The organism is Actinomyces polynesiensis (assembly GCF_000820725.1).
Lineage (GTDB): Bacteria > Actinomycetota > Actinomycetes > Actinomycetales > Actinomycetaceae > Pauljensenia > Pauljensenia polynesiensis.
The window spans coordinates 16,771-39,140 of record NZ_CCXH01000091.1 but is presented as its reverse complement, the minus strand read 5'-3'; the positions used below and the strand labels follow the sequence as shown (position 1 = coordinate 39,140).

Here is a 22,370-nt window from a genome sequence, read left to right as displayed (position 1 = left end):
CGGAACGCACTGGGGACGACGACCTGGAGGCCGTGGAACAGCGGCTCTCCGACCTCACCGCCCGGCTCGGGGACCCCGAGGGGACCGGCGGGGACACCGCGGCGACCACCGCGGAGCCGCCCTCGTCGACGGAGGAGCTGAAGGCGGGTGCCGAGTCCGCGCGTGCGGCGGAGGAGGAGGCCGCGGCCGCCCTCGCCGCGGCCGGGAGGGCACTCGACCGGGCGCGCGACGCCCGGGACGCCGTTGCCGGGAAGGTCCTGGTCGCGAGCACCGAGGTGGAATCGGCCCGACGCGAACTCACGCGGCTCCAGGAGGACCTGGAGGCGGAGCGGGCCCGCGCCGACGACGCGACGCTCCGAGGTGAACTCGAGGAGGCGACCCGGGAGCGTGACCTCCGCCAGGAAGAGGCCGACGCGGCGCGGGCCGCCCTGGAGGCCACCGACCCCGACACCGTCGCCCTCCTCCTCGACAACGCGCGGAAGCTCGTGGACTCCACCGACACCGACCTGCGCTCGACCGGCGAGGAGATCACCGGCCTGGAGACACTGATCGACGACCGGCTGTCCCGGGGAATCGGGAGTGCGCGCGAGGAGGCGGCGGCCCGCGTCGAGGCCGCGACGGCCACGTGTGGACGACTGGCGCGGGACGCGGCAGCCGCGCGTCTCCTGCGCGAGACGATGGTCCGCCAGCGCGACCTTGCCCAGCAGCGCTACGTCGCCCCCTTCACCGAGCGCATCGAGCAGCTCGGTCGTGTCGTGTTCGGGCGTGACTTCCGCGTCGGGATCACCCCCGAGCTGGCGATCGAGTCACGCACCCTGGGCGGGCGGACCGTCCCCTTCTCCTCACTGTCCGCGGGGGCGCGTGAGCAGTTGGCGCTCATCGGGCGCCTCGCCTGCGCGCAACTGGTGGCCGCCGACGAGGGCGCCCCCGTGATCCTGGACGACACCCTGGGCTTCTCGGACCCCGCACGACTGCGTTCGGTCGCAGCCGTCCTGGGCGCGGTCGGCTCCGCCACCCAGGTCATCGTGCTCACCTGCCAGCCCGAGCGCTTCGCCGGGATCGGCGGGGCCGGGGTCGTGCGCCTGGAACGGGCCCCGGACCGGGTGGACGAGGACTGAGGCAGGACGTCACTCGACCCGCGCGGGCGCCCCGCCGGGCTCGTCGGCCCGCAGGAACCGTTCCCGGCCGATAGGGTTCCCGACATGGGGACCCGACGATGAGCGTGCGCATCGGCGTGGTCGGTGGCGCCTGGCGGGCGCAGTTCTTCGGTCGCCTCGCCCGTGACCTGCCCGAGGACTTCGAGTTGGTCGGCATGACCGCGCGCACCCCCGCGACGCGGGAATCCTGGCGGCGGACGTTCGGGTGTCCGACCCACGACTCCGTCGGGGCCCTCGTGGCCCAGTCCCGTCCGGACCTGGTGGTCGTCGCGGTGTCCCACGCGGCCAATGAGGACGTCGTCCGCGAGGTGGTCGACGAGGGGGCCCACGTCCTGGCCGAGACCCCGCCTGCAACCGATGTCGCGGGCCTGCGTCGGTTGTGGCACGACGTCGGGGCGACGGGGCGCGTGCAGGTCGCGGAACAGTACCCACTCCTACCGGGCCACGCTGCGAGACGGTGGGTCGTGGAGCAGGGGACCATCGGGGAGGTGACCCAGGTGCAGGTCTCCTCCACCCACGGTTACCACTCGGTCGCGCTGATCCGCAGCTTCCTGGGCGCCGGCTTCGGCCCCGCCACCGTCACCGCGCACCGCCACACCGCACCGCTGCTGGACCCCGAGGACCGGACCGGGTGGCACGTGGACCCGCAGGTGCGTGAGGCGACGACCACGTTGGCGGTGCTCGACCTGCCGGAGGGGACGGGCCTCCACGACTTCACCGACAACCAGTGGCACAACCGACTGCTGCACCGTCGCATCCTCATCCGCGGCACCCGGGGGGAGATCCGGGACGATTCCGTCCTGCACCTGCCCGAACCGGAGACGATCGTGCGCTCGTCCATCGACCGCGCCCAGCTGGGTCACGACCTGGACCTCGACGGGTACGACACCTCCCACCTGACCTTCGAGGGTGCCGTGGCCCACCGCAACCCGTTCCTCGGCGCACGCCTGGCGGACGAGGAGATCGCGATCGCCACCCTGATGCGCGCCGCGGGCGCGTGGGCGCAGGACGAGGGCGAGGCCCCCTATCCGTTGGCGCAGGGACTGCAGGACCAGCTCCTGGCCCTGGCGATCGAGGAGAGCGCCCGGACCGGAGCCGCCGTGCACACCCGGGTCGAGCCGTGGGGGCGCACCGTGTCGTGAGGCCATGGGAGGCGTCGGCAGGGGGGCAACCCATGAGGGATGCGCCCATCGGAAGTCGAGCCATCCAGAGGGGCTCGCGATCCACACGGAGATCACTCAGTGGCAATCGGTCATGGTGTGAGCCCTCGCTCGTGGCACCAGCACCCGGCCCCCACCACGCGGCCCGCACCACCCGGTCGCAATGACGCAGCCTCCGGAGGCTTCCCTCCGGAGGCTGCGCCCAGGTGCCGCACGGTGCTCAGGACCGGGACCGGCGGACCTTCCGGGTGGCCAGGGCGGCGGCGCCGCCCAGCAGTGCCAGGGCCGCGAGCACCCCGATGCCCAGGGCGTCGGCCCCGGTCCGGCCCAGCGGTCCCTCTCCCGCAGGTCTCCCTCCCGCGGGCCCCTGGGCCGAGACCGCGGTGGTCTCACCGGTAGACCCCGTGGACGCCGGGGCGGACGTGGTGGAGCCTCCCGTGACCGGTGCCGTCGAGGACCCGGTGGACGGCTCGGTGCCGGGCTCCACGGACGCCCCGTCGGAGGGGTCAGGGGTCGGCGTGGCCTGTACGTCGGCGGAGATGCGCGGGTCCTCATCGGTGTCGATGCCCGAGAGGCAGCGCTTGAGCTCGGTCTCCTTGTACCAGTTCGAACCCTCCGACACCGGGGTGCAGGACGCGTTGAAGGGCACCTCGACCTCGTTGAGCAGCATGCGCACCACCGGCGTGTAGGCCGCACCGGTGGCCGGGTCGACCCCTTCCCGGGCCGCGGTGTCCCACTGGATGTTCGCCGCCATCGGGGTCACCGACTCGCCACGCCGCTCGTTGTCGTCATGGCTGTAGACGTCGTCCATGGACTGCGGGTCCGCGATGTCGGGCGCGGACTGGGTCGACCCGGGCGCGGCGATCAGGGCGGAGAAGGGGATGATCGTCTCCGCGTGGGCGAAGCGGAAGGTGGCCGCCGTTCCCCCGCCCGCCAGGCGCTCGTCGATCGCGGAGAAGAAGTCCTCCAGCAGCGGCTCGGCGACGACGTAACTCTCGTCGTGGCCCTCCAGGCTCGGGCCCTTCTCGTAGAAGTCCTCCGCGTCGAGCACGTAGGCGAACCACTCGGTGTCGGCCTCGTGACCGACGAAGTACTTCGTGAAGTCGAAGGAGTGGTCGCCGGTGTTCTCGGCCTCCATGTCGGCGCCGATGATCAGGAGGTTGTAGAGATCCATCGCGGCATCGACGGGTGTCCTGATCTTCTTCGACGTCTCCCCGCAGGCGTCCGGTTCCTGTGCGGGGTCGGCGTTCGGTGCGCAGTTCAGGGCCCCGTTCTTCGACCCGTCGACGGTGTTGTACCAGACGTGGCCGTCGGTTCCGATGCTCTCGACGAACTCCTCCGTGAAGATGCCCGAGAGCAGGTCCAGGGCGCTCTCCTCGCTGCGGGGCTGGGACTGGATGAAGTCGATGGCGGCGGCGATGGTCCCACCGTCGTCGGTCTGGGTGGCGATGTAGTCCTGGTAGGCGGAGGCGAGGTCGTACGAGGTCGTCCCCGGTTGCTTCTCGCTCCCGTCCGGGTTCTCCAGCTTGTGGAAGTAGAGCAGGTCGGGGGTGCTCCCCATGGCGGAGACGTTGTCGGCGAGCGAGCCGCCGGAGGCTCCCACCAGGCCGGAGACGAAGCTCGTCCCCGATTCGATGGCGCGGGCCTCCCCGGAGGACTCGACGGTGATGGTGTCATCGGCCAGGTCCGCCGCGGTGAAGAGTGCCCGGTTGCGCTCGAACGCGCGTGCCCCGATGCCCTGTTCCTGCTGGATGCCCTGCCCGGTGAGCATCCCGTAGCCGTTGTCGACATTGGCGGCGATGATCGCCTCGAGGTCGGCGAAGAAGGCGTCGCGCACCTCCGGCGACACGAAGGCGTCCTCGGCATCCGCCGTGCGGGCCACCTGCACGAGGAGCGCGTCGTACTTGTAGGAGGACAGGCCCCGGGACCCGTGGCGGCCCAGGGACTGCGTCTGGACGACGGTGTACCCGTCGGGGGCCTGGGAGTAGGCGGCGATGTCCGATTCCGAGGGCTCCACGTAGGGCTGCTTGGAGCTGTAGTGGAGCGTGGCCGGGCCGCTGTTCTCCTCGGCCTGTGCGGCGGCGGGGAGGATGACCGCGCTGGCCGTGACGCCCAGGGTTGCGGCGAGGGCGATGAGCGAGCGGCGGGAGCGGGGAGTGCGGTGGTCGGTGGGCGGGTGGCTCGGTGAGGATGTCATGGGATCTTCCGGGTCGCGTGGTGCCGCACCGCTGGGAGTGCGGCAGTCGGACGTCCGGATTCTCACGACCCGCAGTGGCGCCCACGTGTCGGGCAGGTGAACGAGGGTGTGTCCGCCCGCGTTCCCCGCCCGCCGCGCCCGCTCAGGAGTCCGCCCGGAATGACCTCTGACGAGGGCGGACAGGTGTCGGGTGCGCCCTCGTCCCCGGGGCTCCCACCGGGGGACGGGCCCCCGGTTTGGGCACTCTCACCCCGCGATCAGCTGGCTGAGCAGGTTGATCGTCGAGGCCACCACGACGGTCCCCAGCAGGTAGGAGATCAGCCCCTGGTTGAGCGCCATTCGACGGAACTCCTTGGTGGACAGGTTCGTGTCGGAGACCTGGAAGGTCATGCCCAGGGTGAAGGCCAGGTAGGCGAAGTCCCGGTAGTCGGGGGAGGTGTCACCGTTGAAGTCCACCCCGGAACCGCCGCCGGCGTAGTACGCGTGTGCGTAGCGCAGGCAGAACAGGGTGTGGACCGCCGACCAGGACGCGAGGATGCCGAGCACCCCCAGCTCCGCGCTGGCGACCACGTCCGCGCGTTCCGTCAGGACCAGGAGCAGCATGAGACCCGCGATGCTCGCCAGGCAGGACAGGATCAGGAGCGTGTCGTCGATCCCCCGGCCCGGGTCGTTGTCCGTGGCGTGCCTGCGGGTCCCGGCGGCGTCCAGCCGGAACACGAGGAACCAGGTCGACAAGGTGAACAGACCCGCGGCCACCACCCATCCGGCCATCAGCCCCAGGGCCAGGTGACCGGCCAGGCCCGCCCCGACGGAGGTCAGCACCCCGGTGGCCAGGCTCGTCAGCAACCGCGCCCGCATCGACTCCCTGAACAGGTTCATGGTCCCGACTCTAGGGCGAAGTCGGGCGGGTCCTCTCCCGTGCCCCCGCCAGACGCTCCAGCACGGTCGGGACCGCCTCGATCCCCGGGACGCTGTGGGCCGCCGCAGTGGGGCCGTCACCCACGTGCACACCGACGTCGCCGGGGACCAGTGAGCGGAACGCGCGCTCATCAGTGGTGTCGTCACCCGCGTAGAAGACGGCGTCTGCACGCACCTGCGCGCGCAGACGTGACAGCGCGCGGCCCTTGTCACCGCGCAGTACGGCCAGCTCGACGACCCGCTTGCCTCCCAGGACGTCCACCCGGGGCGCGCCGGTGGCGCGGTCACCCACGATGGAGAGGTCCTCCGCCGCCGCACGAGCCCGCTTCTCCAAGGACTCCGCAAGCGCCGCGTCCTCCATGGCGCGCGTGTGCAGTGAGACGGAGCTCGGCTTGCACTCGACCCAGGCCCCCGGCGCACCTGCCGCCAGGGTGGACAGACGTTGGTCCAGTTCGACGAGGGCGGCCCGCTGGGTGTCGTCGAGCTCGATGGGCACGGTCGTGCCGTCGCCCAAGCGGGTCTCGAGTCCGTGCGAACCCACCAGTACGGTTCCCTCGGGTGCCTCTGCGACCTCGGCGAGGGAGTCCAGGGCACGCCCGGACACGAGTGCAACCACGGTGTCGGGGAGCTGCACGAGCCGGCGGACCGCAGCCGCGGCCTCCGGTGTCGCGCGTGAGGCCGAGGGGTCCACCCTGAAGGGCGCCAGGGTTCCGTCGAAATCGAGTCCAACGAGCAGGTGTGGCACCCGCGCGATGCGGTCGAGGGATTGGCCCAGTGCCGGGCCCAGGTCGGTGCCGGAGCCATGACTCCGCATGCCTGGACCGATGTGGTTCACGCCGGTGTGCGCGCTCTTCTCGGCATGGACGCTCTCGCCGACGTGCCCGGTCCCAGCGGTCGCGTCGGATCCTGTGTCGGCCGTCCCGAGGGTGCCACCCGCAGAGGCGCCGATGTGCGACCGCGCAGGGTCTCGTGGATCAGGCGCCATGGGCGCTCCCGGCCGGTGTGGAGTGTTCCTCGCCGGGAGCATCTCCCGAAGGCGCCGACTCCGGGACAGTGGGGCCTCCCTCGTGCGCGCCCCCTGCGATACGTGCCCCGCTCCTGTTCGCGCTCCCGGCGGCGAGATGGGCATTGGTCGCCGCCTCATCGAGGCGGTCGAGGAAGTCCCGGGTCCAGCGTTGCAGGTCATTGCGGGCCACGGTGCGCCGCAGGGAGCGCATGCGGCTGCGCCTCTCGCGTTCGGGCATGCGGATGGCACGCAGGGTCTGGGCCTTCACACCGTCGATGTCGTGGGGGTTGATGAGCAGTGCCTGGCGCAGTTCGTCGGCGGCACCTGCGAACTCACTGAGGATCAGCACCCCGTCATTGTCGACACGGGTGGCGACGTACTCCTTGCACACGAGGTTCATCCCGTCCCGCAGCGCATTGATCAACAGCACGTCGGAGGCCAGGTAGAAGGCGGCGAGCTCTCGGCGCGGCAGCGAGCGGTGCAGGTAGTTGATGGCGGTGTGCCCGACGGTGGAGAAGTCCCCGTTGATACGTGAAACGGCCAGCTCGATGTCATCGCGCAGGTCCTGGTAGGTCTGGACGCGCTCGCGGCTGGGGACCGCGATCTCCACCAGGACGGTGTCCTCCACGTCGATGCGGTGCTCGGCGAGGAGCTCCCCGTGGGCCTTGATCCGGTGCCGGATGCCCTTCGTGTAGTCCAGGCGGTCGACCCCGAGCAGGACGGTCTTCGGATTGCCGAGCTCGCGGCGGATCTCCCGGGCGCGTGCCCGGACCCGGGGGTCGCGCCCGAGTTCGGCGAAGGAGGCGACGTCGATGGAGATCGGGAACGCACCGAAGCTGACGGGCCGGGTGGTCTCGGCTCCCCGGTCGGAGGTGTCGTGGGACCCGGAGTCGCCGGCCTCACCGCCGAACTCGGCGCCTGCGGGTGTCTCGATGATGCCGTGGTGGACCGTGTAGCCGAGCAGGCGGCGCACCGTCTGGGCGAAGTTGCGGGCGTCCTCCGCGCGTTGGAACCCCACGAGGTCGGCGCCGAGGAGCCCTTCGAGGATCTGGCGGCGCCACGGCAACTGGGAGTAGATGCCGGGAGGCGGGAAGGGGATGTGGTTGAAGAATCCGATGGAGACGTCCGGGCGCAGTTCGCGCACCATGCGGGGGACGAGCTGCAGCTGGTAGTCCTGCACCCACACGCGTGCCCCGGGCTCGGCCGAATCGGCCACCGCCTGGGCGAAGCGTCGGTTGACGGTGCGGTAGGACTCCCACCAGTCCCGGTGGTACCGGGGTGGCGCGATGACCTCGTGGTAGAGCGGCCACAGTGAGGCGTTGGAGAACCCCTCGTAGTAGCGCTGCGTCTCGTCCTCGCTGAGCGTGATGGGGACGACGGTGAACGGACGGCCCAGAGTGGTGCCGGTTGTCTCGAAGGGCTCCATCGACTCGTCGGCGATCCCCAGTGAGCCGATCCAGACCCCGCCACTGCGTTCCACCACTGGTTCCAGTGCGGTGACGAGGCCGCCCGGGGAGCGTTCCCAGTGCCATTCGCCCGCCTCGTCGCGGCTCCCCTCCACCGGGAGCCGGTTGGAGACGACGACCAGCGACGATCGCGTCTGGGGTGGGGTGCGGGACTCCTCGTCCTGGCGTGGTGCGTGTGATTCAGTCACGTGCCTACTCCTCCGGGGCGCCGCAGCCCGGCGCTCGGGCCGGCGACAACCGCGCTCCCACCCTATCGGCGGGCTTCGCACATCTCTCGGGGAGACCCGGTAGGGTCGGGACTCGCCGGAGGGACTGGCGGGGACGGCGGGTCCAGGCCTCCCCGGTGGGGCTGGGCTGTCCCGGCGGTTCAGGTCTCCGGCGGGGACGGACCGTGGACCCGGTGCCCCGACGATGGCACTGCGTGGCGTTCAGGCACGGTCTGTCGGCATTGGGCACGGGTTGCTGCGTTCTGGGCACGGATAGGACCCGTGCTTGGACTCAGTAGCCAGCGCCTGAACGCAGTAGCCCGTGCCTGAACGCTGGCAGGACGCGCATGCCGAGACTCAGTGACCCGTGCCGTGCGCATTGGCGCACGTCACTGAATCTTGGGGGTCCTGGGGGTTCTGGAGGCTCTGGAGGGCTTCCGGTGGGGTTCGGGGATGAGGTGAAGGGGGGTTCGGCCTGTCAGGTGCAAGGGTGCCGGGGTGCCGCGACCGGAAGTGTCGTGTTGCGTCTCAGGCGGCGGAGGCCGACGTCCCCACGGTGGAGACGGTGACCCACTGGGGTCCGCCGGTGACCCGTTCCAGCTCCGCGCAGCTCAGCTCGATGGCGGAGTGGTCGTTTCCGCACGCCGGGTACACCGTCGTGAAGCGCTGCAGTGAGGCGTCCAGGTACACCGTCGCCGCGGGTGGGTTGGCGAAGGGGCAGACACCCCCCGGCTGGTGGCCGGTGAGGTGCTCGACCTCGTCCCCGCGGAGCATGTGCGCCTTCACGCCGAACGTCCTCTTGAAGGAGCCGTTGTGCACGCGGGCGTCCCCGGCCATGACGACCAGGATCGCCGTGTCGGGCTCCGGCCCCCGGAAGCTCAGCGTCTTCGCGATGCGTGCCGGTTCGACGCCGAGTGCTGCGGCCGCCTCCTCCACGGTTGCTGTGACCACGGACTGCGGAGTCACGATGACGTCGTCCCCGTGGCCGCGTTCAGTGAGGTACTGCTGGGCCGTCTCGAGTGACATGGGGGTCTCCTCCTCATCGCTGCTGATCGTCGGTGTTGCATCGACTCTCGCCCCCATCACCCCAGGGTCACCATGGAAGACCACACCGCGGCGCCCTCGTCGTGGGGGGTAACGTCGGGGACGCCCACGAGGCGACCACGGGGACGCGCCCCCGGTCCTCACCAGGACCTGCCGAGCGCCCGACACACAGGGGAGAGGCGCGTCGCGCGCCCGGGGACATGGACGCACCGGCATCGGGTGCCCGCCCCGCTCCCACACCGCAGGGGTCGCACGGTGCTGACCCCGCGGAGATCCAGACGTGAGGATGCACAGGAAATGAAGTACGCAGTCATCGGTGCCGGGGCCATGGGATACCGCTACGGTGTCCTCCTGCAGGAGCAGGCGGGAGTGGCGGTCGACTTCATCGACACGTGGGAACCGAACATCCGGGCGGTGCGCCGCCAGGGAGGCGTGTACGTCTCGCGCGACCACGAGGGTCGCCACCTGGTGCCGATCGACCTGTACACGCCCGAGGAGTACACGGGCACCCCCGACGTGTGGATCGTCTTCCTCAAGCAGATGCAGCTGGCCGGGGTGCTGGAGCGCTGCGCCCACCTCTTCCGCCCCGAGCAGTACGTCTTCAGCGCCATGAACGGCATGGGGCACGTCGAGAAGCTGCGGCAGTACTTCGCCGACGACCGCATCGTCGCAGGCACCGCCATGATCGCCACCGTCCTCAACGGCCCCGGTGACGTCGACTTCATCGGCAAGGCCGGTGCGGGCACGATGCACATGGTCAACCTCACCGAGGAGCCGGACCACACCACGCGCGCCATGTTCGCCGACTTCGAGGCCGCCAACCTCAACCCCGTCCTCACCGAGAACTTCATGGGGACGCTCATGGCGAAGGTCGTCTTCAACTCCGTCGTCAACACGATGTGCACGATGTTCGGGATGACGATGGGCGAGTTCGCCACCTACGAGGGTGAGCAGGACATGGCGCGGATGCTCCTGGACGAGGCCTACGACGCCTGCGAGCGCGCCGGGATCCAGCTCATCGAGACCCGCCAGGAGTCCGTCGCCTCCGTGGACTTCGTCAGCCGGATCGGCAACCCCCTGCACCACCCCTCGATGTACCAGGACTTCTCCCACGACCGTCCCACCGAGGTCGACTACATCAACGGCTACATCGCCCGCCTGGGGCGCGACCACGACTACATCTGCCACCTGCACGAGTTCGTCACCCACCAGATGCACCTCGCCGAGGCCATGCGTGACCTGGAGGCCGCGAAGGCCGAGGCCGCCGGACAGTCCGGGCAGGGTGCTGCGGAGCGCGCGCAGGAGGCCGCCGCCTGAGGGGCCCACCGCGACCCGTTCCAGGTGGTGCACATGCCATCCCCTACGCTGGTCGACATGGCGGAGCCCGTGGAACTCGCGGCACTGGTGGGGATGGGTCCCTTCACCCGGGGGCGCGCGTATGCGCGTGAGGGCCGTGTCCACCTGCTCCACCACGACCCCGAGACCGGCGAGGTCATGGGCCTGTGCCAGGGTTCGGGGACACACACCTACGCCACCACCCTGGAGTACGAGTACTCACCTGCCGGCGTCCTCACCGCCGTGGAGGGGGAGTGCTCATGCCCGGTCGGGTACAACTGCAAGCACGTGGTGGCGCTGCTGCTCACCGCACTGGGTTCCCCATCCGCTGGCGGGGCGGGTGGCAGAGGTCCTGCCGGGGTGTCGTCGCCCTCGTGGCGGTCCGTGCTGGGGGACCTGCTCCCCGCCGCTTCCGACACGCTCACCCGCCTCGCCCTCGCCCTGGAGTTCCACCCCGAGCGTGCCCCCGGGGAGCAGGCCGCGCGTGGACACAGCCGTTCCCCCCTGCCCTGGCGCGTGGACCGGGGCTCTCCCGGCATCCTCAACGCCCGGCCCCTGCGCATGGGGAAACGGGGCCGGTGGATCGTCACCGGGGCGACGTGGACGAAGATCGCCCAGGGCTCCGTGGACGACGCTGATCCGGACCAGCTCGACGCCCTCCGGGAACTGCGCCGCACGGATCCCGAGTGGGATCCCTACTACTCCTCCTCGCGGCCGTGGATCGATCTCTGCGCCGGGACGTCCCCGGACCTGTGGCGCGTCCTGGCGCGGGTCGTGGGGACCGGGGTCGAGCTGGTCGAGTCCGACTCGTTCCGGCCTGTCGTCCTGGAGCCGACCCCCGCCCGTGCCGATGTCTCCATCGTCTCGGACGAGGGCGGGAACCTGCACCTTGAGGCCGCTCTGCGCCACTCCGGACTCGTGCCCGACGCGCAGCGGGTGCAGTGCGGTTCGCCCGTACACGGCCTGGCGTGGCGTGACGCCGAAGGCGTACTGCGCCTGGCAGGCCTGGAACGCCCGGCCTCGCGCACCTGGCAGGCCCTCGCGGGCCAGCGTGAGTCGGTGGTGGTACCGACCCGGGACCGTCCCGACTTCGAACGGGAGATCCTCCCGCGCATCGGCGGGGGCGCCTGGGTCTCCCCGGACTCCAGCTACGCCCCGGCCCCGCCGCAGCCACCCGAGCTCAACCTCGACATCACCCCGGGGTCCCGTAGCGACGGATCCTCCCGACCGGTCGTGCGTCTGCAGTGGACGTGGCAGCGTCCCGGCGGACCGGCCCTGGGTGTGGAGCAGCCCCTGCGCTCCTCCACGGACGAGGGCGGGGCCCAGGTCGCCCTGCTCACCGAGGTCTCCCATGTGCTGGTCGGACTGGAAGGCACGGTCGAGGCGGCGGCCCTCCCGTGCCCCCGCCCACTCCAGGACGCCCGGATCGAGGGATTGGCGATCGCGACCCTGGTGGAGGAGGTCGTCCCCCGACTGGAGGCACTGGGTGTGACCGTGCTGCACCACGACGTGCCGGAGCTGCGTGACGGCGGAGCTCCCCTGGTCCGCATCGAGGTCGCGTCGGAGGGCCCCGACTGGTTCGACCTGGACGTCCACGTCGAGGTCGGCGGGGTCGAGGTCCCCATGGCCTCCCTGGTGCGTGCCCTCACCCTGGGCGAGGACGTCCTCTTCCTGCCCGACGGGACCTACGCGCACCTGGACGACCCGGCGCTGGACCACCTCCGCCGCCTCCTGGCGGAGGCCGCGGAGCTGTCCGACCAGCGACGCTCCACCCTGCGCGTACCGCAGGTACGCCTGTCCTGGTGGGAGGAGCTCCTGTCCCTGGGGATCGTGGACACCAGCGAGCACGCCTGGTTCCAGGCAGTGCGCGATGCGGTGGCGCAACCGCCGGAGCCTGCGCCCCTGCCGGTCGGCCTGCGAGCCACATTGCGCCCCTACCAGGTCGAGGGCTTCGAGTGGTTGGCGCGCCTGCGCCGCTCCGGACTGGGCGGCGTGCTCGCCGACGACATGGGGCTGGGCAAGACCCTGCAGGTGCTCGCCATGATCCTCGACGAGAGGGACGGGGACGGCGCCGCCCTCGTCGGCGGGGAGGACGGGTCCGAGCGGACCGAGGGGGCTTCCGCTGCTGCCCGCGACAGGGGCCCATGGCTGGTGGTCGCCCCGACCTCCGTGGTGCCCAACTGGGTGTCCGAGGCCGGGCGGTTCGCGCCGGACCTGCGGGTCGTGGCCATCGAGGCGACCAGGGCCAGGCGGGGGACTGACCTGGCGGAGGCGACGCGTGGGGCCGACGTGGTCGTCACCTCCTACGCGCTGCTGCGCCTGGAGGAACAGGACTACACCGACCTGGGCGTCGCCGGACTGGTCCTCGACGAGGCCCAGAACGTCAAGAACCACAACTCGCGCACCTTCGCCGCCGTGAAGAAGGTCCAGGCTCCCGTGGTCTTCGCCATCACGGGCACGCCGATGGAGAACCACCTGGGGGAGCTGTGGTCGATGTTCGCACTCACCGCTCCGGGGCTGCTGGGCACACCGGCCCAGTTCGGGCAGTCCTACCGCAGGCCGGTGGAGCACGGGGATGACGCGGACGGGCAGCTCATGGCCCTCCTGCGCCGCCGCATCGCCCCCTTCCTGCTGCGTCGCACCAAGGAGGACGTGGCCCTGGACCTGCCCCCCAAGCAGGAGCAGGTCCTCGACGTGGAACTCGCCCCCGCCCACCGCCACATCTACGACCGGCACCTCCAGCGCGAGCGCCAGCGCATCCTCGGGCTCGCCGAGGACCTGGAGCACAACCAGGTGGAGGTGCTCGCAGCCCTGACCCGTCTGCGCCAGCTGGCCATCGACCCGGCACTGGTCGAGGAGGACTCCTCCGCACCCTCCTCCAAGATGGAGGTCCTGGTGCCCCTGCTGGAGAGGGCTGCCCAGGAGGGGCACCGGGTGCTGGTCTTCAGCCAGTTCACCCGCTACCTGCGCCGCATCGCGCAGCGGCTGGACCAGGCAGGTGTGACCTACTCCTACCTCGACGGCACCACGCCGCGCCGCAGGCAGGTGATCGAGGGCTTCGCCCAGGGTGAGGACCCGGTCTTCCTCATCAGTCTCAAGGCCGGAGGGGTCGGTCTGAACCTGGCCATGGCGGACTACGCCGTCCTCGCAGACCCCTGGTGGAACCCGGCCGCCGAGGCCCAGGCCGTGGACCGCGCCCACCGCATCGGCCAGACCCGACCCGTCCACGTCTACCGACTGGTCGCACGCGACACCATCGAGGAGAAGGTCCTGGCCCTCCAACAGCGCAAGCGCGACCTCGCAGCCGGTGTGCTGGCCGGGGATTCCGCCGAGCTGGCTCCCACGGGGACCGAGGGTGCGGGGGTGACCGAGACAGGTCGGGCGGTCGGCGCCGGACCCGGCGTCGGCAACGGACACAGTGGTCGCAGCGCTCCGGTGGCTCGCACGCGTGCCGCCGGGGGCGCCACACTGAGCGCCGAGGACCTCCAGGTCCTGCTCGGGTGAGGTGGGGGACGCATCTCGACATGCGGCGAAAAATACCCCATGGGGTATGGTGACTCCTGGATCTGGACCAGAGCTCAGGGGGCGCAATGAACACGAGCACAGGGGCGGTCAGGGAAGAACAGGCCCGACGCAGGCGCATCGTCCTCGTCGGCGGTGTTGCGGGGGGCATGAGTTGCGCGGCACGTGCGCGACGCCTGGACGAGTCGGCCGAGATCATCGTCCTTGAACGTGGGGAGCACGTCTCCTTCGCCAACTGTGGCCTGCCCTACTTCGTCGGCGGGGAGATCGCGGAGGAGAGCAGTCTCCTCGTACAGACCCCCGAACGCCTCCGGCAGGCGCTCGCCCTCGATGTGCGCACGCGCCACGAGGTCACCGATCTCGACATCGAGGCGCGCGAGGTGACGGTGCGGACACCCTCCGGGGAGGAACACCTCGGGTACGACGCCCTGGTGCTCTCCCCTGGGGCGCGGGCCTTCGTCCCACCGATCCCGGGAGTCGACTCCCCGCGGGTGCACACCCTGCGCGATGTCGGTGATGCGCGGGCACTGCGGGCAGGGGTCGGCTCCGGACTCACGAGGGCCGTCGTCCTGGGAGCCGGATTCATCGGCATCGAGGCCGCTGAGGCACTGGCACACCAGGGCCTCAGTACCACTGTCGTCGAGCTCGCCCCGCACATCCTGCCACCCCTGGACGAGGAGCAGGCATGGCCCGTCGCCCAGGAACTGCGTCACCTCGGCATCGATGTGCGCACCGGCGTGTCCGCGGACGGGATCCTCCACGCGGAGTCGGTCGACACCGTGGTGCTCTCCGACGGGACCCACCTCGAGCCGACCTCATCGTCATGTCGGTGGGTGTGCGCCCCGCCACCGAGGTCTTCGAGCGCGCCGGGATCTCCTGCGAGCGTGGTGCGATCGTGGTGGACGAGCACGGTCGCACCTCCGCGCCCGGCATCTGGGCGGTGGGGGATGCGACCCTGAGCACGGACCCGGTCACGGGTCTGCGGCGCCCGGTGGCACTGGCAGGACCTGCCAACAGGGCCGGCCGCCAGGTCGCCGACGACATCGTGCGCCCGGACACGGCCCGTCCCATTCCCCAGCCCCTGGGCACGGCCATCGTCCGGGTCGGGCGCCTCACCGCCGCCATGACCGGCGCGAACCGGGCGGCCCTCGAAGCTGCCGGCATCGACCACCTCACCCTGCACCTGCACCCCAACCAGCACGCGGGGTACTTCCCCGGGGCCAGGCCCCTCCAGGTGGCCGTCCACATCCGTGCGGACGACGGGCTGCTGCTCGGTGCCCAGGTGGTGGGCGTGGACGGGGCGGACAAGCGCATCGACGTCCTCGCCACGGCCATCCGCAACCGGATGGAGGTCGGGGACCTCATCGACCTCGACCTCGCCTACTCCCCTCCCTACGGACAGGCCAAGGACGCGGTGAACCTGGTCGGGATGGTGGGGTCCAATGTCCTGGACGGCATCCTCAGGCTCTGGGAGGCCCAGGACCTGGAAGAGGTCATGGCTTCCTCCCTGGTACTCGACGTGCGCAGTGGCGCCGAGACCGCGACGGGTGCACTCTCGGGGTCCCTGCGCATCCCCCACACCGAGCTGCGTGGACGGCTTGACGAGGTACGGGATGCAGCGGCGGGACGCCCGGTGCGGGTCCTGTGCCAGTCGGGGGTGCGCTCGGCGATCGCGCACAGGGTCCTCGTCCAGGAGGGATTCGACTCCGCGTCACTGTCGGGGGGCATGCTCACATTGCGCACGGTGGTGGGAGCCCGGGCCGATGAGGTGCTCGTGGTCGAGGAACCGGTCGGAGGACGATCCTGATGTCGCAGCCCGAATCGCAGGACGAGACCTGCCGACGCGTCGCCAACAGACTGCGCCGGGCCCGTGGGCAACTCGATGCCGTCATCCGCGAGGTCGAGGAGGGGGGGAGTTGCCGGGATGTCATCACCCAGCTCGCCGCCGTGACCCATGCCCTCAACCGCGCTGGCTTCGTCGTGGTCGCCGGGGCCATGCAGGCCTGCGCGAATGACCCCGAGGGTGCACGCGAGCGGGACGGGCTCACCCCCGCCGAGCTGGAGAAGATCTTCCTGTCACTGGCGTGACAGGAGAGGGAAGAACGACTGGCGGGCGCGGGACCCGGGTTCCGCACCGCAGAAGGAGATCACCATGTGTCGACGAGTCACGTGCAGGACGTGCGGAAAGCCCACCTGGGCCGGATGCGGGCAGCACATCGAGGAGGCCCTGGCCGATGTCCCGCGCAACCAACGCTGCCAGGGTCATCCGGAGGGCAGCGGGACCGGGACCCCCGGCGGACGCAGCACCGGCGCGGGCACCGGCCTCTTCTCGCGACTCTTCAGGAAGTGACCTCGGGACGTCCCGAGGACCACGACGAGGGCGGGCCCGACCCGACTCCACGGGCCGCGCCACGGGGCGCGGGCACCGACGGAGCGGGGACCGGAGGGTCGGGACGCAGTGGTGGAGGACAGTGTCCTCCTCGTCCGCCGGGTGGGATGAGCCCGGGAGAGCCGGTCTCAGTCCTCCGCCGCCGCGTCGAGGGCGACCATGCGCCTGTCGAGGCTGCGCAGCATCCGGTCGGCCACCTCAGGGTCGGTGCCCGGTTCGCGGCGCGCCTGGACAACCTCCGCGCGGCAGGCCTCCAGTGAGGCACGTCGAGCAGATTCCATGGCCTCGCGCCCCTGGATGAACTTCTGCATGCGCGGGGACTTCGGGGTGCCGCCCTCGGCCTCATCGAAGGTGGACTCAGCGACGTGGCGTGCCCACTGCGTCATGCGTTCCACCAGTGCTGGGGGGATGTCCCGGCGCTGGACGACCGCTGCAGTGGCGGCCGTCATCATGCGGGTCCGCAGGGCCTGCTCTGCGGCCGCCTCGGACTCGGCCTCGGAGTCGATGTGCAGGGCGTGCACGAGGGCGGGCAGCGTGAGCCCGGCGACCAGCAGCGTCACGAAGAGGACTGCGATGGCCACCACGAGGATCGCGTCGCGGGCGGGGAAAGCGGTGCCGTCGCTGAGCGTTGCGGGCAGCGACAGTGCGAGTGCCAGGGTGGCCAGACCCCGCATTCCACCCCACGTCATCACCACGACGTCACGCCCGGACCTCGGCGCGTCGTCCGCCACCCCGCCGCGGTGCACCGCAGCCCACATGAGCAGGAACCACCCCGCCCGCACCACCACGAGGACGAGGGCGATCACGAGGCCGTCCAGGAACAGCCGGCCGATGGCCGGACCGACGTCGAGGGCGATCTGGCGGATCTCCAGCCCGATGAGACCGAAGGCGACACCGGTGATGCACGTCTCCAGCACTCCCCACAGGGCGTCCTGGGTCAGGCGGTCACCCGAGCGGGCGGGGTCCTCCGAGGAGCGCATCTGGAGGCCCGCCACCACCACGGCGATGACGCCGGAGGCCCCGAGGTGTTCGGCGACGAGGTAGGCCAGGAAGGGCAGTGCGAGGATCGCGGAGGACCGCGCCATCGGGGAGTCGATGAGGTCGGTGCCTCGGCGGACCAGCCATGCGCAGACCCACCCCACCGCCACCGCGATGACGGCCCCGATCAGGAAGCCGGTCGCCATGGCGCCCAGGTCCGGTCGGTCCCCGGCCAGGGCCGCGGAGAGCGCGAGCTGGAACACGACGAGGGAAGCGGCGTCATTGAACAGTCCCTCGGACTGCAGGGTCATGAGCACCCGTCTCGGGATGGGCACGGAACCTGCCACGGACTCCACGGCCACGGGGTCGGGCGGGGCGACCATGGCCCTCAGGGCGATGGCTGCCGCGACCGTGATGCCGGGGATGATCGCGAGTGCCGTGGCGCTCGCCGCAGCCACCGTGACGACCACCAAGCCGACCGCCAGCCAGACCAGGGACTTCCACCTGCGACGCATGACCTGCCAGGAGGTGCGTTGCGCTGCGGAGTAGAGCAGGGGCGGCAGGAACACCGGCAGGATCAGCTCCGGGTCGATGTCCACGGAGAGACCGGGGACCAGGGCGACCAGTGCGCCGACGACGACCATGAGGGCGGGCCAGGGCAGGCGGGTCCGGTCGCCGATGCCCACGACGGCGGCGGAGACGAGGGCGAGGACGACGATGAGGACCAGGGTGTGCACGCGGTGATTGTCCCACCGTTGCAGCGCTGCGGGGCTCCGCCCTCGTGGCGGCACCGCCCGTGGTGAGGACCCGCCCGACCCCGTGGCCGATGAGGATCTCCAGTGCCGCGCGCCGGTCGGGAACGAGGTCGAAGGCCCGGTGGAACGTCACACGGGCAGGCCCCGCTGCCTCCGCCAGTCGGGCGAGCGCGGACTCGTCCACGCGGTGGTCCTCCCGCAGGGCGCCGATGACGAACCCGACCTCGATCCTGTCAGCGCCCTGCTGGGACGCGGCCCGCATCCCCGCGGCGTCCTCGACGCAGATCTCCACCGTCGTCATGGTGCCCACCGCGGGTGGTCGGTGCGCCGCATCCTCAGCCCAGGTGCTCCTCGACGAACTCGACGATCTCCGTCTCCACGAGGGCGCGGGTCGCGGGGTCGTTGTGGATCTCGTGGCGGTAGCCCGACCACACCCGGGTGCGCACGTCGTGGTGCCCACTGAGCTGCAGTTGGTTGGAGACGTGGTAGGTGCCCTCGCCGTAGTTCGCGACCGGGTCCATGTCGCCACTGAGCAGGAGGACCGGAAGGTCGGGGCGCACCTGGGGGTACCACCCCGGGGAGTTGACCCGGTCGTAGAGGTCGATGAAGTCCTGGACGAAGCGCAGGGTCATGGGGGCCGTGAAGTTGTTGAAGGGATCGCTGGCGTGGTCCCGCACGACGTCGGGATCCACCGCGATCCAGTCCGTGGGGCCGTTGACGTGGGTGTAGCGCGACACGAACCCGTCGAACATCTGGTCGACGTAGCCGTCGTCACGTTGTGTCCCCTCTCCTGCCGCGATGCGCGCGGCCAGGCCCGCCCGGTCCACCACTGCGTCGATGCCGTGGATCTGTGCGGCCACCCCGCACAGTGCCACCCCTGCCAGGTCGTCACCGTGGTCGGAGGCGTATCCCCGCCCGATCATCGACCCCCAGGAGTGCCCGAAGAGGAAGTAGGGCAGGTCGGGGTGGAGTTCACGGACCCTGTCGTGGAGCGAGGCCTCGTCCTCGACGACCGTCACCGCCCCGTCCTCGCCCGTGTCCCCCCACTCCCCCGAAACCATGGCGGTCCGGCCGTGGCCGGCGTGGTCGTCGGCGGCCACCACGAAACCGGCGTCCAGCAGTGTCGAGATCATGTGGAGGTAGCGCCTCGAGTGCTCACCCAGGCCGTGGACGACCTGGACGACCGCCCGGGGAGGGCGCACCGGCTCGTAGACCCACGCCTGGATCTCGTCGCGGCCGTTGTGGGAAGGGAACGGGACCTCACGGATGCCCATCAGTCACTCCTCGACGCGGTGCCCACGCTGCCCTGCGCGGGACTTGCCCGGACGTCGCCTCCACGATAGGTCGCACACGGGGTGCCCGTCGGGAAGCCGGTGCGGTCCCATGATCCGGGAGACCGATTCGGGAATCGCGGGTGCGCGTGGAACCATGCCATGGGGCGTCCCCGGCGGGCACCCGCAGGACCGGGGGTGGCCCGGTGGTCGAGGATCGCCACGCACGCGCAGGGCATGCCGGGTGCCGAGGCTGAGGAGAGCCGAATGGGAGTTCACGTACTGGGCTGGGTCGGCCTCGCGGTCGTCGTCCTGGCCCTGATCGCCGTCGACATCTTCGGGCACGTCCGCAAGGCGCACGTCCCGACCATGAAGGAGGCGGCGTGGTGGACCCTCGGGTACATCGTGCTCGCCCTGCTCTTCGGGCTCGTCATCTGGGCGGTCTACGGGGGCACGTACGCCATCCAGTACTACGCCGGCTGGATGACCGAGTGGTCCCTGTCCCTGGACAACCTCTTCGTCTTCGTCATCATCATCGGTTCGTTCCGCGTCCCACCGCTCCTCCAGCAGAAGGCACTGGCCTCCGGGATCATCATCGCCCTCGTCTTGCGCCTCATCTTCATCCTCATCGGCGCCGCCCTCGTCGAGCGCTTCACCTGGGTGTTCCTCATCTTCGGCGCGTGGCTCCTGTGGACCGCCTTCTCGCAGGCGAGGGAGGGCGTCCAGGGGGAGGTGGAGGAGGAGCCTGAGTACCGGGAGAACCGCTTCGTGCGGATCATGCGCCGGATCCTGCCCGTGACGGACGGCTACGTGGGTGACCGCTTCTTCGTGCGTCACGCGGGGCGGACCTCGGTCACCCCGCTCGTCCTCGTCGTCTTCGCGCTTGGATCCGCCGACCTGATGTTCGCCTTCGACTCGATCCCCGCGATCTTCGGTCTCACCCGGGAGCCGTTCCTGGTCTTCGCGTGCAACGCCTTCGCCCTGCTCGGGCTGCGCCAGCTCTACTTCCTCATCGACGGCCTGCTGGAGAAGCTCGTGTACCTCCACTACGGCCTCGCCGTCATCCTCGGCTTCATCGGCGTCAAGCTCGTGTTCCACGCCCTGCACGAGAACACGCTGCCCTTCATCAACGGCGGGCAGGGGATCGAGGCGGTGCCCGACATCGGGATCCCGTTGTCCATGGCCGTGATCGCCGGATCGCTGGTGGTGACCGTGGTGGCGTCACTCCTCAAGTCACGGGCGGACGCGCGGCGCGACCCGTCCTGAGGGAGGCCGGCCCCGTCGGTCGGGCCGGAGCGGTCGGACCGCGTCCGCCGGGTCCGGCCCCATCCGAGTTCGTCCCCGCCCGAGCCCGGCCCCGCCCGAGGCAGCTCCCATCCGGGCCCGCCTCCACCCGGACCCGGGTCAGCCCACCCTCGCGCGCAACCACTCGGTGGCGCAGTGCATGTAGCCCCGGGTCACCGGCGCCCGGGGCGCATAGGTCTCGAAGGCGTGCGGGGCGCCGACCACCTCGTCGAGGGTGCAGTCCACCCCGGCGCGGGTGAGGGCCTCCGCGCAGGCACGGTCCTCGTCCCGGAAGAGCTCGATGTCCCCCGTGCCGATCCACGCGTCGGGCAGACCGGACAGGTCCGTGCGCCGGGCGGGGACCGCGTAGGGCGGTGTGGTCGCCGCCCCCGGCTGCTGGCCCAGGTAGGACGACCACCCCACCCGGTTGGAGTCGTTGGTCCACACGAAGTGGTGGACGGCGTCGTGCCCGTGGTCGGCGGCGGTGCGGTCGTCGAGCATCGGGCAGAAGAGCCACTGGGCGGTGGGTTGGGGTCCGCCCTCGTCGTGGACCCTCTGGACGAGGGCGGCGCTGAGCCCGCCCCCCGCGCTCTGCCCGCCGATCGCCAGCCGAGCGGTGTCGATGCCACGCTGCGCCGCGCGGTGCACGAGCCACCCCCACGCGGTGTGGCAGTCGTCGATGGCCGCCGGGTAGGGGTCCTGCGGGTCGAGGCGGTAGTCCACGGAGGCCACGACGATGTCCAGCGCCTCGGCCACCGCGATGCAGCGCGCGTCGTCCTGCACGGCGGCCCCCACCACCAGCCCCCCGCCGTGGATCCACAGCAGGGCGCCCCCGTTGCCCCCTCCCGCGAGGGGTGAACACCCGCACGACGGCGTGCTCCCCCACCCTGATCTGCCCGCGCCGCATGCCGCGCGGCATGCGGCGCGGGGGGAAGGAAGCGGGCCAGGTGGTACCCGGCCCACCGGAGCAGGGGATTGGTGACGTCCAGCGCGGGCGCGAGTGTGAGGCGTCTGCGCAGCTGGGGGTGCAGCAGGGCGGGGTCCATGGGTCCTCCTCCGGGGTCGTGCACCACCATGGTGGCATCCCGACGGGCGGAGGGCACGGCCACCCCGGACGGGTCCGCTCAGTCCACGGCCCGCAGTGCCCCCACGAGGGCGGCGTCGAAGGCCGGCAGGTCACGCGGGCTGCGACTGGTGATGAGGTTGCCGTCCACGACGACCTCCTCGTCGACCCACTCCGCTCCGGCGTTCCTCAGGTCGGTGGCGATGCGGGAGGTCGACGTCATCCGTCGTCCCGGCACGACCCCGGCCTCGATGAGGATCCACGGTCCGTGGCAGATGGAGGCCACCGGCTTGTCGGCGTCGAAGAACGCCTTGACGAAGGCGATGGCCTGCGGGTTGGTGCGGATCTTGTCGGAGTTGAGGGTGCCGCCCGGCAGGACGAGGGCGGTGTAGTCGCCGGGGTCGGCCTCGTCCAGGGTGACGTCGACGTCGAAGTCGTCACCACGGTCCCAGTCGTGGATGAGCGCGGTGATGGTGCCCGGCTCCTCGGAGACGAGGACCGGGTGGGCGCCGGCCTCCTCGACCGCCTTCCAGGGTTCGGTGAGCTCGGGCTGCTCGACGCCCCGCTTGAGCAGGAATGCCACCTTGGGTGCGTTCGTGTTCGTCATGTCGCTGCCTCC

17 protein-coding genes and 2 pseudogenes are annotated in these 22,370 nt (G+C 71.1%); 9 read left to right on the top strand and 10 right to left on the bottom strand.

Annotated elements, in window-relative coordinates; translation table 11 throughout:
• Nucleotides 1-1,118: ATP-binding protein (locus tag TA90_RS14895; RefSeq protein ID WP_222704597.1), on the top strand; the 1,118-nt coding region annotated here is incomplete at its 5' end.
• 98 nt (nt 1,119-1,216) lie between these two features.
• Nucleotides 1,217-2,299, top strand: a complete 1,083-nt coding sequence (locus TA90_RS03780) for a Gfo/Idh/MocA family protein (RefSeq protein ID WP_043534686.1) — start codon at nt 1,217-1,219, stop codon at nt 2,297-2,299.
• A gap of 238 nt (nt 2,300-2,537) precedes the next feature.
• Here TA90_RS03780 and TA90_RS03775 read toward each other — a convergent pair whose 3' ends face one another.
• From TA90_RS03775 to TA90_RS03755, 5 genes are all read right to left on the bottom strand, one after another.
• Complete coding sequence (locus tag TA90_RS03775) at nt 2,538-4,514, bottom strand: histidine-type phosphatase (protein WP_052450473.1); 1,977 nt, start codon at nt 4,512-4,514, stop codon at nt 2,538-2,540.
• 246 nt (nt 4,515-4,760) lie between these two features.
• Nucleotides 4,761-5,393 (bottom strand): DUF1345 domain-containing protein, encoded by a 633-nt coding sequence (locus tag TA90_RS03770; RefSeq protein WP_043534685.1) that lies wholly within the window; start codon nt 5,391-5,393, stop codon nt 4,761-4,763.
• Nucleotides 5,394-5,403: 10 nt separating this feature from the next.
• On the bottom strand, nt 5,404-6,267 hold the full coding sequence (gene otsB, locus TA90_RS03765) for a trehalose-phosphatase (protein ID WP_187120087.1): 864 nt from the start codon (nt 6,265-6,267) through the stop codon (nt 5,404-5,406).
• A gap of 139 nt (nt 6,268-6,406) precedes the next feature.
• Nucleotides 6,407-8,092, bottom strand: coding sequence for an alpha,alpha-trehalose-phosphate synthase (UDP-forming) (locus tag TA90_RS03760; protein ID WP_074015268.1), 1,686 nt, complete (start codon nt 8,090-8,092; stop codon nt 6,407-6,409).
• A 546-nt stretch (nt 8,093-8,638) separates the two neighbouring features.
• On the bottom strand, nt 8,639-9,136 hold the full coding sequence (locus tag TA90_RS03755; protein ID WP_043534684.1) for a YbaK/EbsC family protein: 498 nt from the start codon (nt 9,134-9,136) through the stop codon (nt 8,639-8,641).
• A gap of 315 nt (nt 9,137-9,451) precedes the next feature.
• Here TA90_RS03755 and TA90_RS03750 point away from each other — a divergent pair, with 315 nt between their 5' ends.
• From TA90_RS03750 to TA90_RS13705, 6 genes and pseudogenes are all read left to right on the top strand, one after another.
• Nucleotides 9,452-10,471 carry a ketopantoate reductase family protein gene (locus tag TA90_RS03750; protein ID WP_043534683.1) on the top strand — a complete coding sequence of 340 codons (1,020 nt, stop codon included), beginning with the start codon at nt 9,452-9,454 and terminating at the stop codon, nt 10,469-10,471.
• A 33-nt stretch (nt 10,472-10,504) separates the two neighbouring features.
• Complete coding sequence (locus tag TA90_RS03745) at nt 10,505-13,993, top strand: DEAD/DEAH box helicase (protein WP_197067837.1); 3,489 nt, start codon at nt 10,505-10,507, stop codon at nt 13,991-13,993.
• A gap of 86 nt (nt 13,994-14,079) precedes the next feature.
• A pseudogene (locus TA90_RS15840) lies at nt 14,080-14,918 on the top strand (NAD(P)/FAD-dependent oxidoreductase); the annotation flags it as partial.
• A 216-nt stretch (nt 14,919-15,134) separates the two neighbouring features.
• On the top strand, nt 15,135-15,818 hold the full coding sequence (locus tag TA90_RS15835; protein ID WP_331394251.1) for a rhodanese-like domain-containing protein: 684 nt from the start codon (nt 15,135-15,137) through the stop codon (nt 15,816-15,818).
• Nucleotides 15,818-16,099, top strand: coding sequence for a metal-sensitive transcriptional regulator (locus TA90_RS03735; protein ID WP_043534681.1), 282 nt, complete (start codon nt 15,818-15,820; stop codon nt 16,097-16,099). The genes TA90_RS15835 and TA90_RS03735 overlap by 1 nt, the downstream gene beginning before the upstream one ends.
• Before the next feature lie 64 nt (nt 16,100-16,163).
• Nucleotides 16,164-16,361 (top strand): hypothetical protein, encoded by a 198-nt coding sequence (locus TA90_RS13705; RefSeq protein ID WP_074015267.1) that lies wholly within the window; start codon nt 16,164-16,166, stop codon nt 16,359-16,361.
• A gap of 167 nt (nt 16,362-16,528) precedes the next feature.
• Here the strand turns inward: TA90_RS13705 and TA90_RS03730 are convergent, their stop codons facing one another.
• From TA90_RS03730 to TA90_RS03725, 3 genes and pseudogenes are all read right to left on the bottom strand, one after another.
• A complete protein-coding gene (locus tag TA90_RS03730) occupies nt 16,529-18,115 on the bottom strand; it encodes a Na+/H+ antiporter (protein ID WP_043534680.1) in 1,587 nt (528 codons plus the stop codon).
• 49 nt (nt 18,116-18,164) lie between these two features.
• Nucleotides 18,165-18,395 (bottom strand): annotated as a pseudogene (locus tag TA90_RS16000) (copper homeostasis protein CutC); the annotation flags it as partial.
• Between the two features lie 73 nt (nt 18,396-18,468).
• Complete coding sequence (locus tag TA90_RS03725; RefSeq protein ID WP_043534679.1) at nt 18,469-19,407, bottom strand: alpha/beta fold hydrolase; 939 nt, start codon at nt 19,405-19,407, stop codon at nt 18,469-18,471.
• Nucleotides 19,408-19,671: 264 nt separating this feature from the next.
• Between TA90_RS03725 and TA90_RS03720 the strand changes: the two genes are divergently transcribed.
• Nucleotides 19,672-20,670, top strand: coding sequence for a TerC family protein (locus TA90_RS03720; protein WP_043534678.1), 999 nt, complete (start codon nt 19,672-19,674; stop codon nt 20,668-20,670).
• A 138-nt stretch (nt 20,671-20,808) separates the two neighbouring features.
• On the opposite strand, the gene TA90_RS03715 is transcribed toward TA90_RS03720, so the two are convergent.
• Nucleotides 20,809-21,651: an alpha/beta hydrolase gene (locus tag TA90_RS03715; protein ID WP_074015266.1), complete on the bottom strand. Its 843-nt coding sequence runs from the start codon at nt 21,649-21,651 to the stop codon at nt 20,809-20,811.
• A gap of 161 nt (nt 21,652-21,812) precedes the next feature.
• On the bottom strand, nt 21,813-22,358 hold the full coding sequence (locus TA90_RS03710) for a type 1 glutamine amidotransferase domain-containing protein (RefSeq protein WP_043534677.1): 546 nt from the start codon (nt 22,356-22,358) through the stop codon (nt 21,813-21,815).
• Nucleotides 22,359-22,370 lie beyond the last annotated feature (12 nt).

Bases quoted from the DNA above. Each gene is read 5' to 3' on its own strand.
- TA90_RS03755 (WP_043534684.1), bottom strand. From the start codon at position 9,136: ATGTCACTCGAGACGGCCCAGCAGTACCTCACTGAACGCGGCCACGGG.
- TA90_RS03775 (WP_052450473.1), bottom strand. From the start codon at position 4,514: ATGACATCCTCACCGAGCCACCCGCCCACCGACCACCGCACTCCCCGC.
- TA90_RS03735 (WP_043534681.1), top strand. From the start codon at position 15,818: ATGTCGCAGCCCGAATCGCAGGACGAGACCTGCCGACGCGTCGCCAAC.
- TA90_RS03725 (WP_043534679.1), bottom strand. From the start codon at position 19,407: ATGGGCATCCGTGAGGTCCCGTTCCCTTCCCACAACGGCCGCGACGAG.
- TA90_RS03780 (WP_043534686.1), top strand. From the start codon at position 1,217: ATGAGCGTGCGCATCGGCGTGGTCGGTGGCGCCTGGCGGGCGCAGTTC.
- TA90_RS13705 (WP_074015267.1), top strand. From the start codon at position 16,164: ATGTGTCGACGAGTCACGTGCAGGACGTGCGGAAAGCCCACCTGGGCC.
- TA90_RS03770 (WP_043534685.1), bottom strand. From the start codon at position 5,393: ATGAACCTGTTCAGGGAGTCGATGCGGGCGCGGTTGCTGACGAGCCTG.
- TA90_RS03750 (WP_043534683.1), top strand. From the start codon at position 9,452: ATGAAGTACGCAGTCATCGGTGCCGGGGCCATGGGATACCGCTACGGT.
- TA90_RS03745 (WP_197067837.1), top strand. From the start codon at position 10,505: ATGCCATCCCCTACGCTGGTCGACATGGCGGAGCCCGTGGAACTCGCG.
- TA90_RS15835 (WP_331394251.1), top strand. From the start codon at position 15,135: ATGACCGGCGCGAACCGGGCGGCCCTCGAAGCTGCCGGCATCGACCAC.
- TA90_RS03710 (WP_043534677.1), bottom strand. From the start codon at position 22,358: ATGACGAACACGAACGCACCCAAGGTGGCATTCCTGCTCAAGCGGGGC.
- TA90_RS03720 (WP_043534678.1), top strand. From the start codon at position 19,672: ATGGGAGTTCACGTACTGGGCTGGGTCGGCCTCGCGGTCGTCGTCCTG.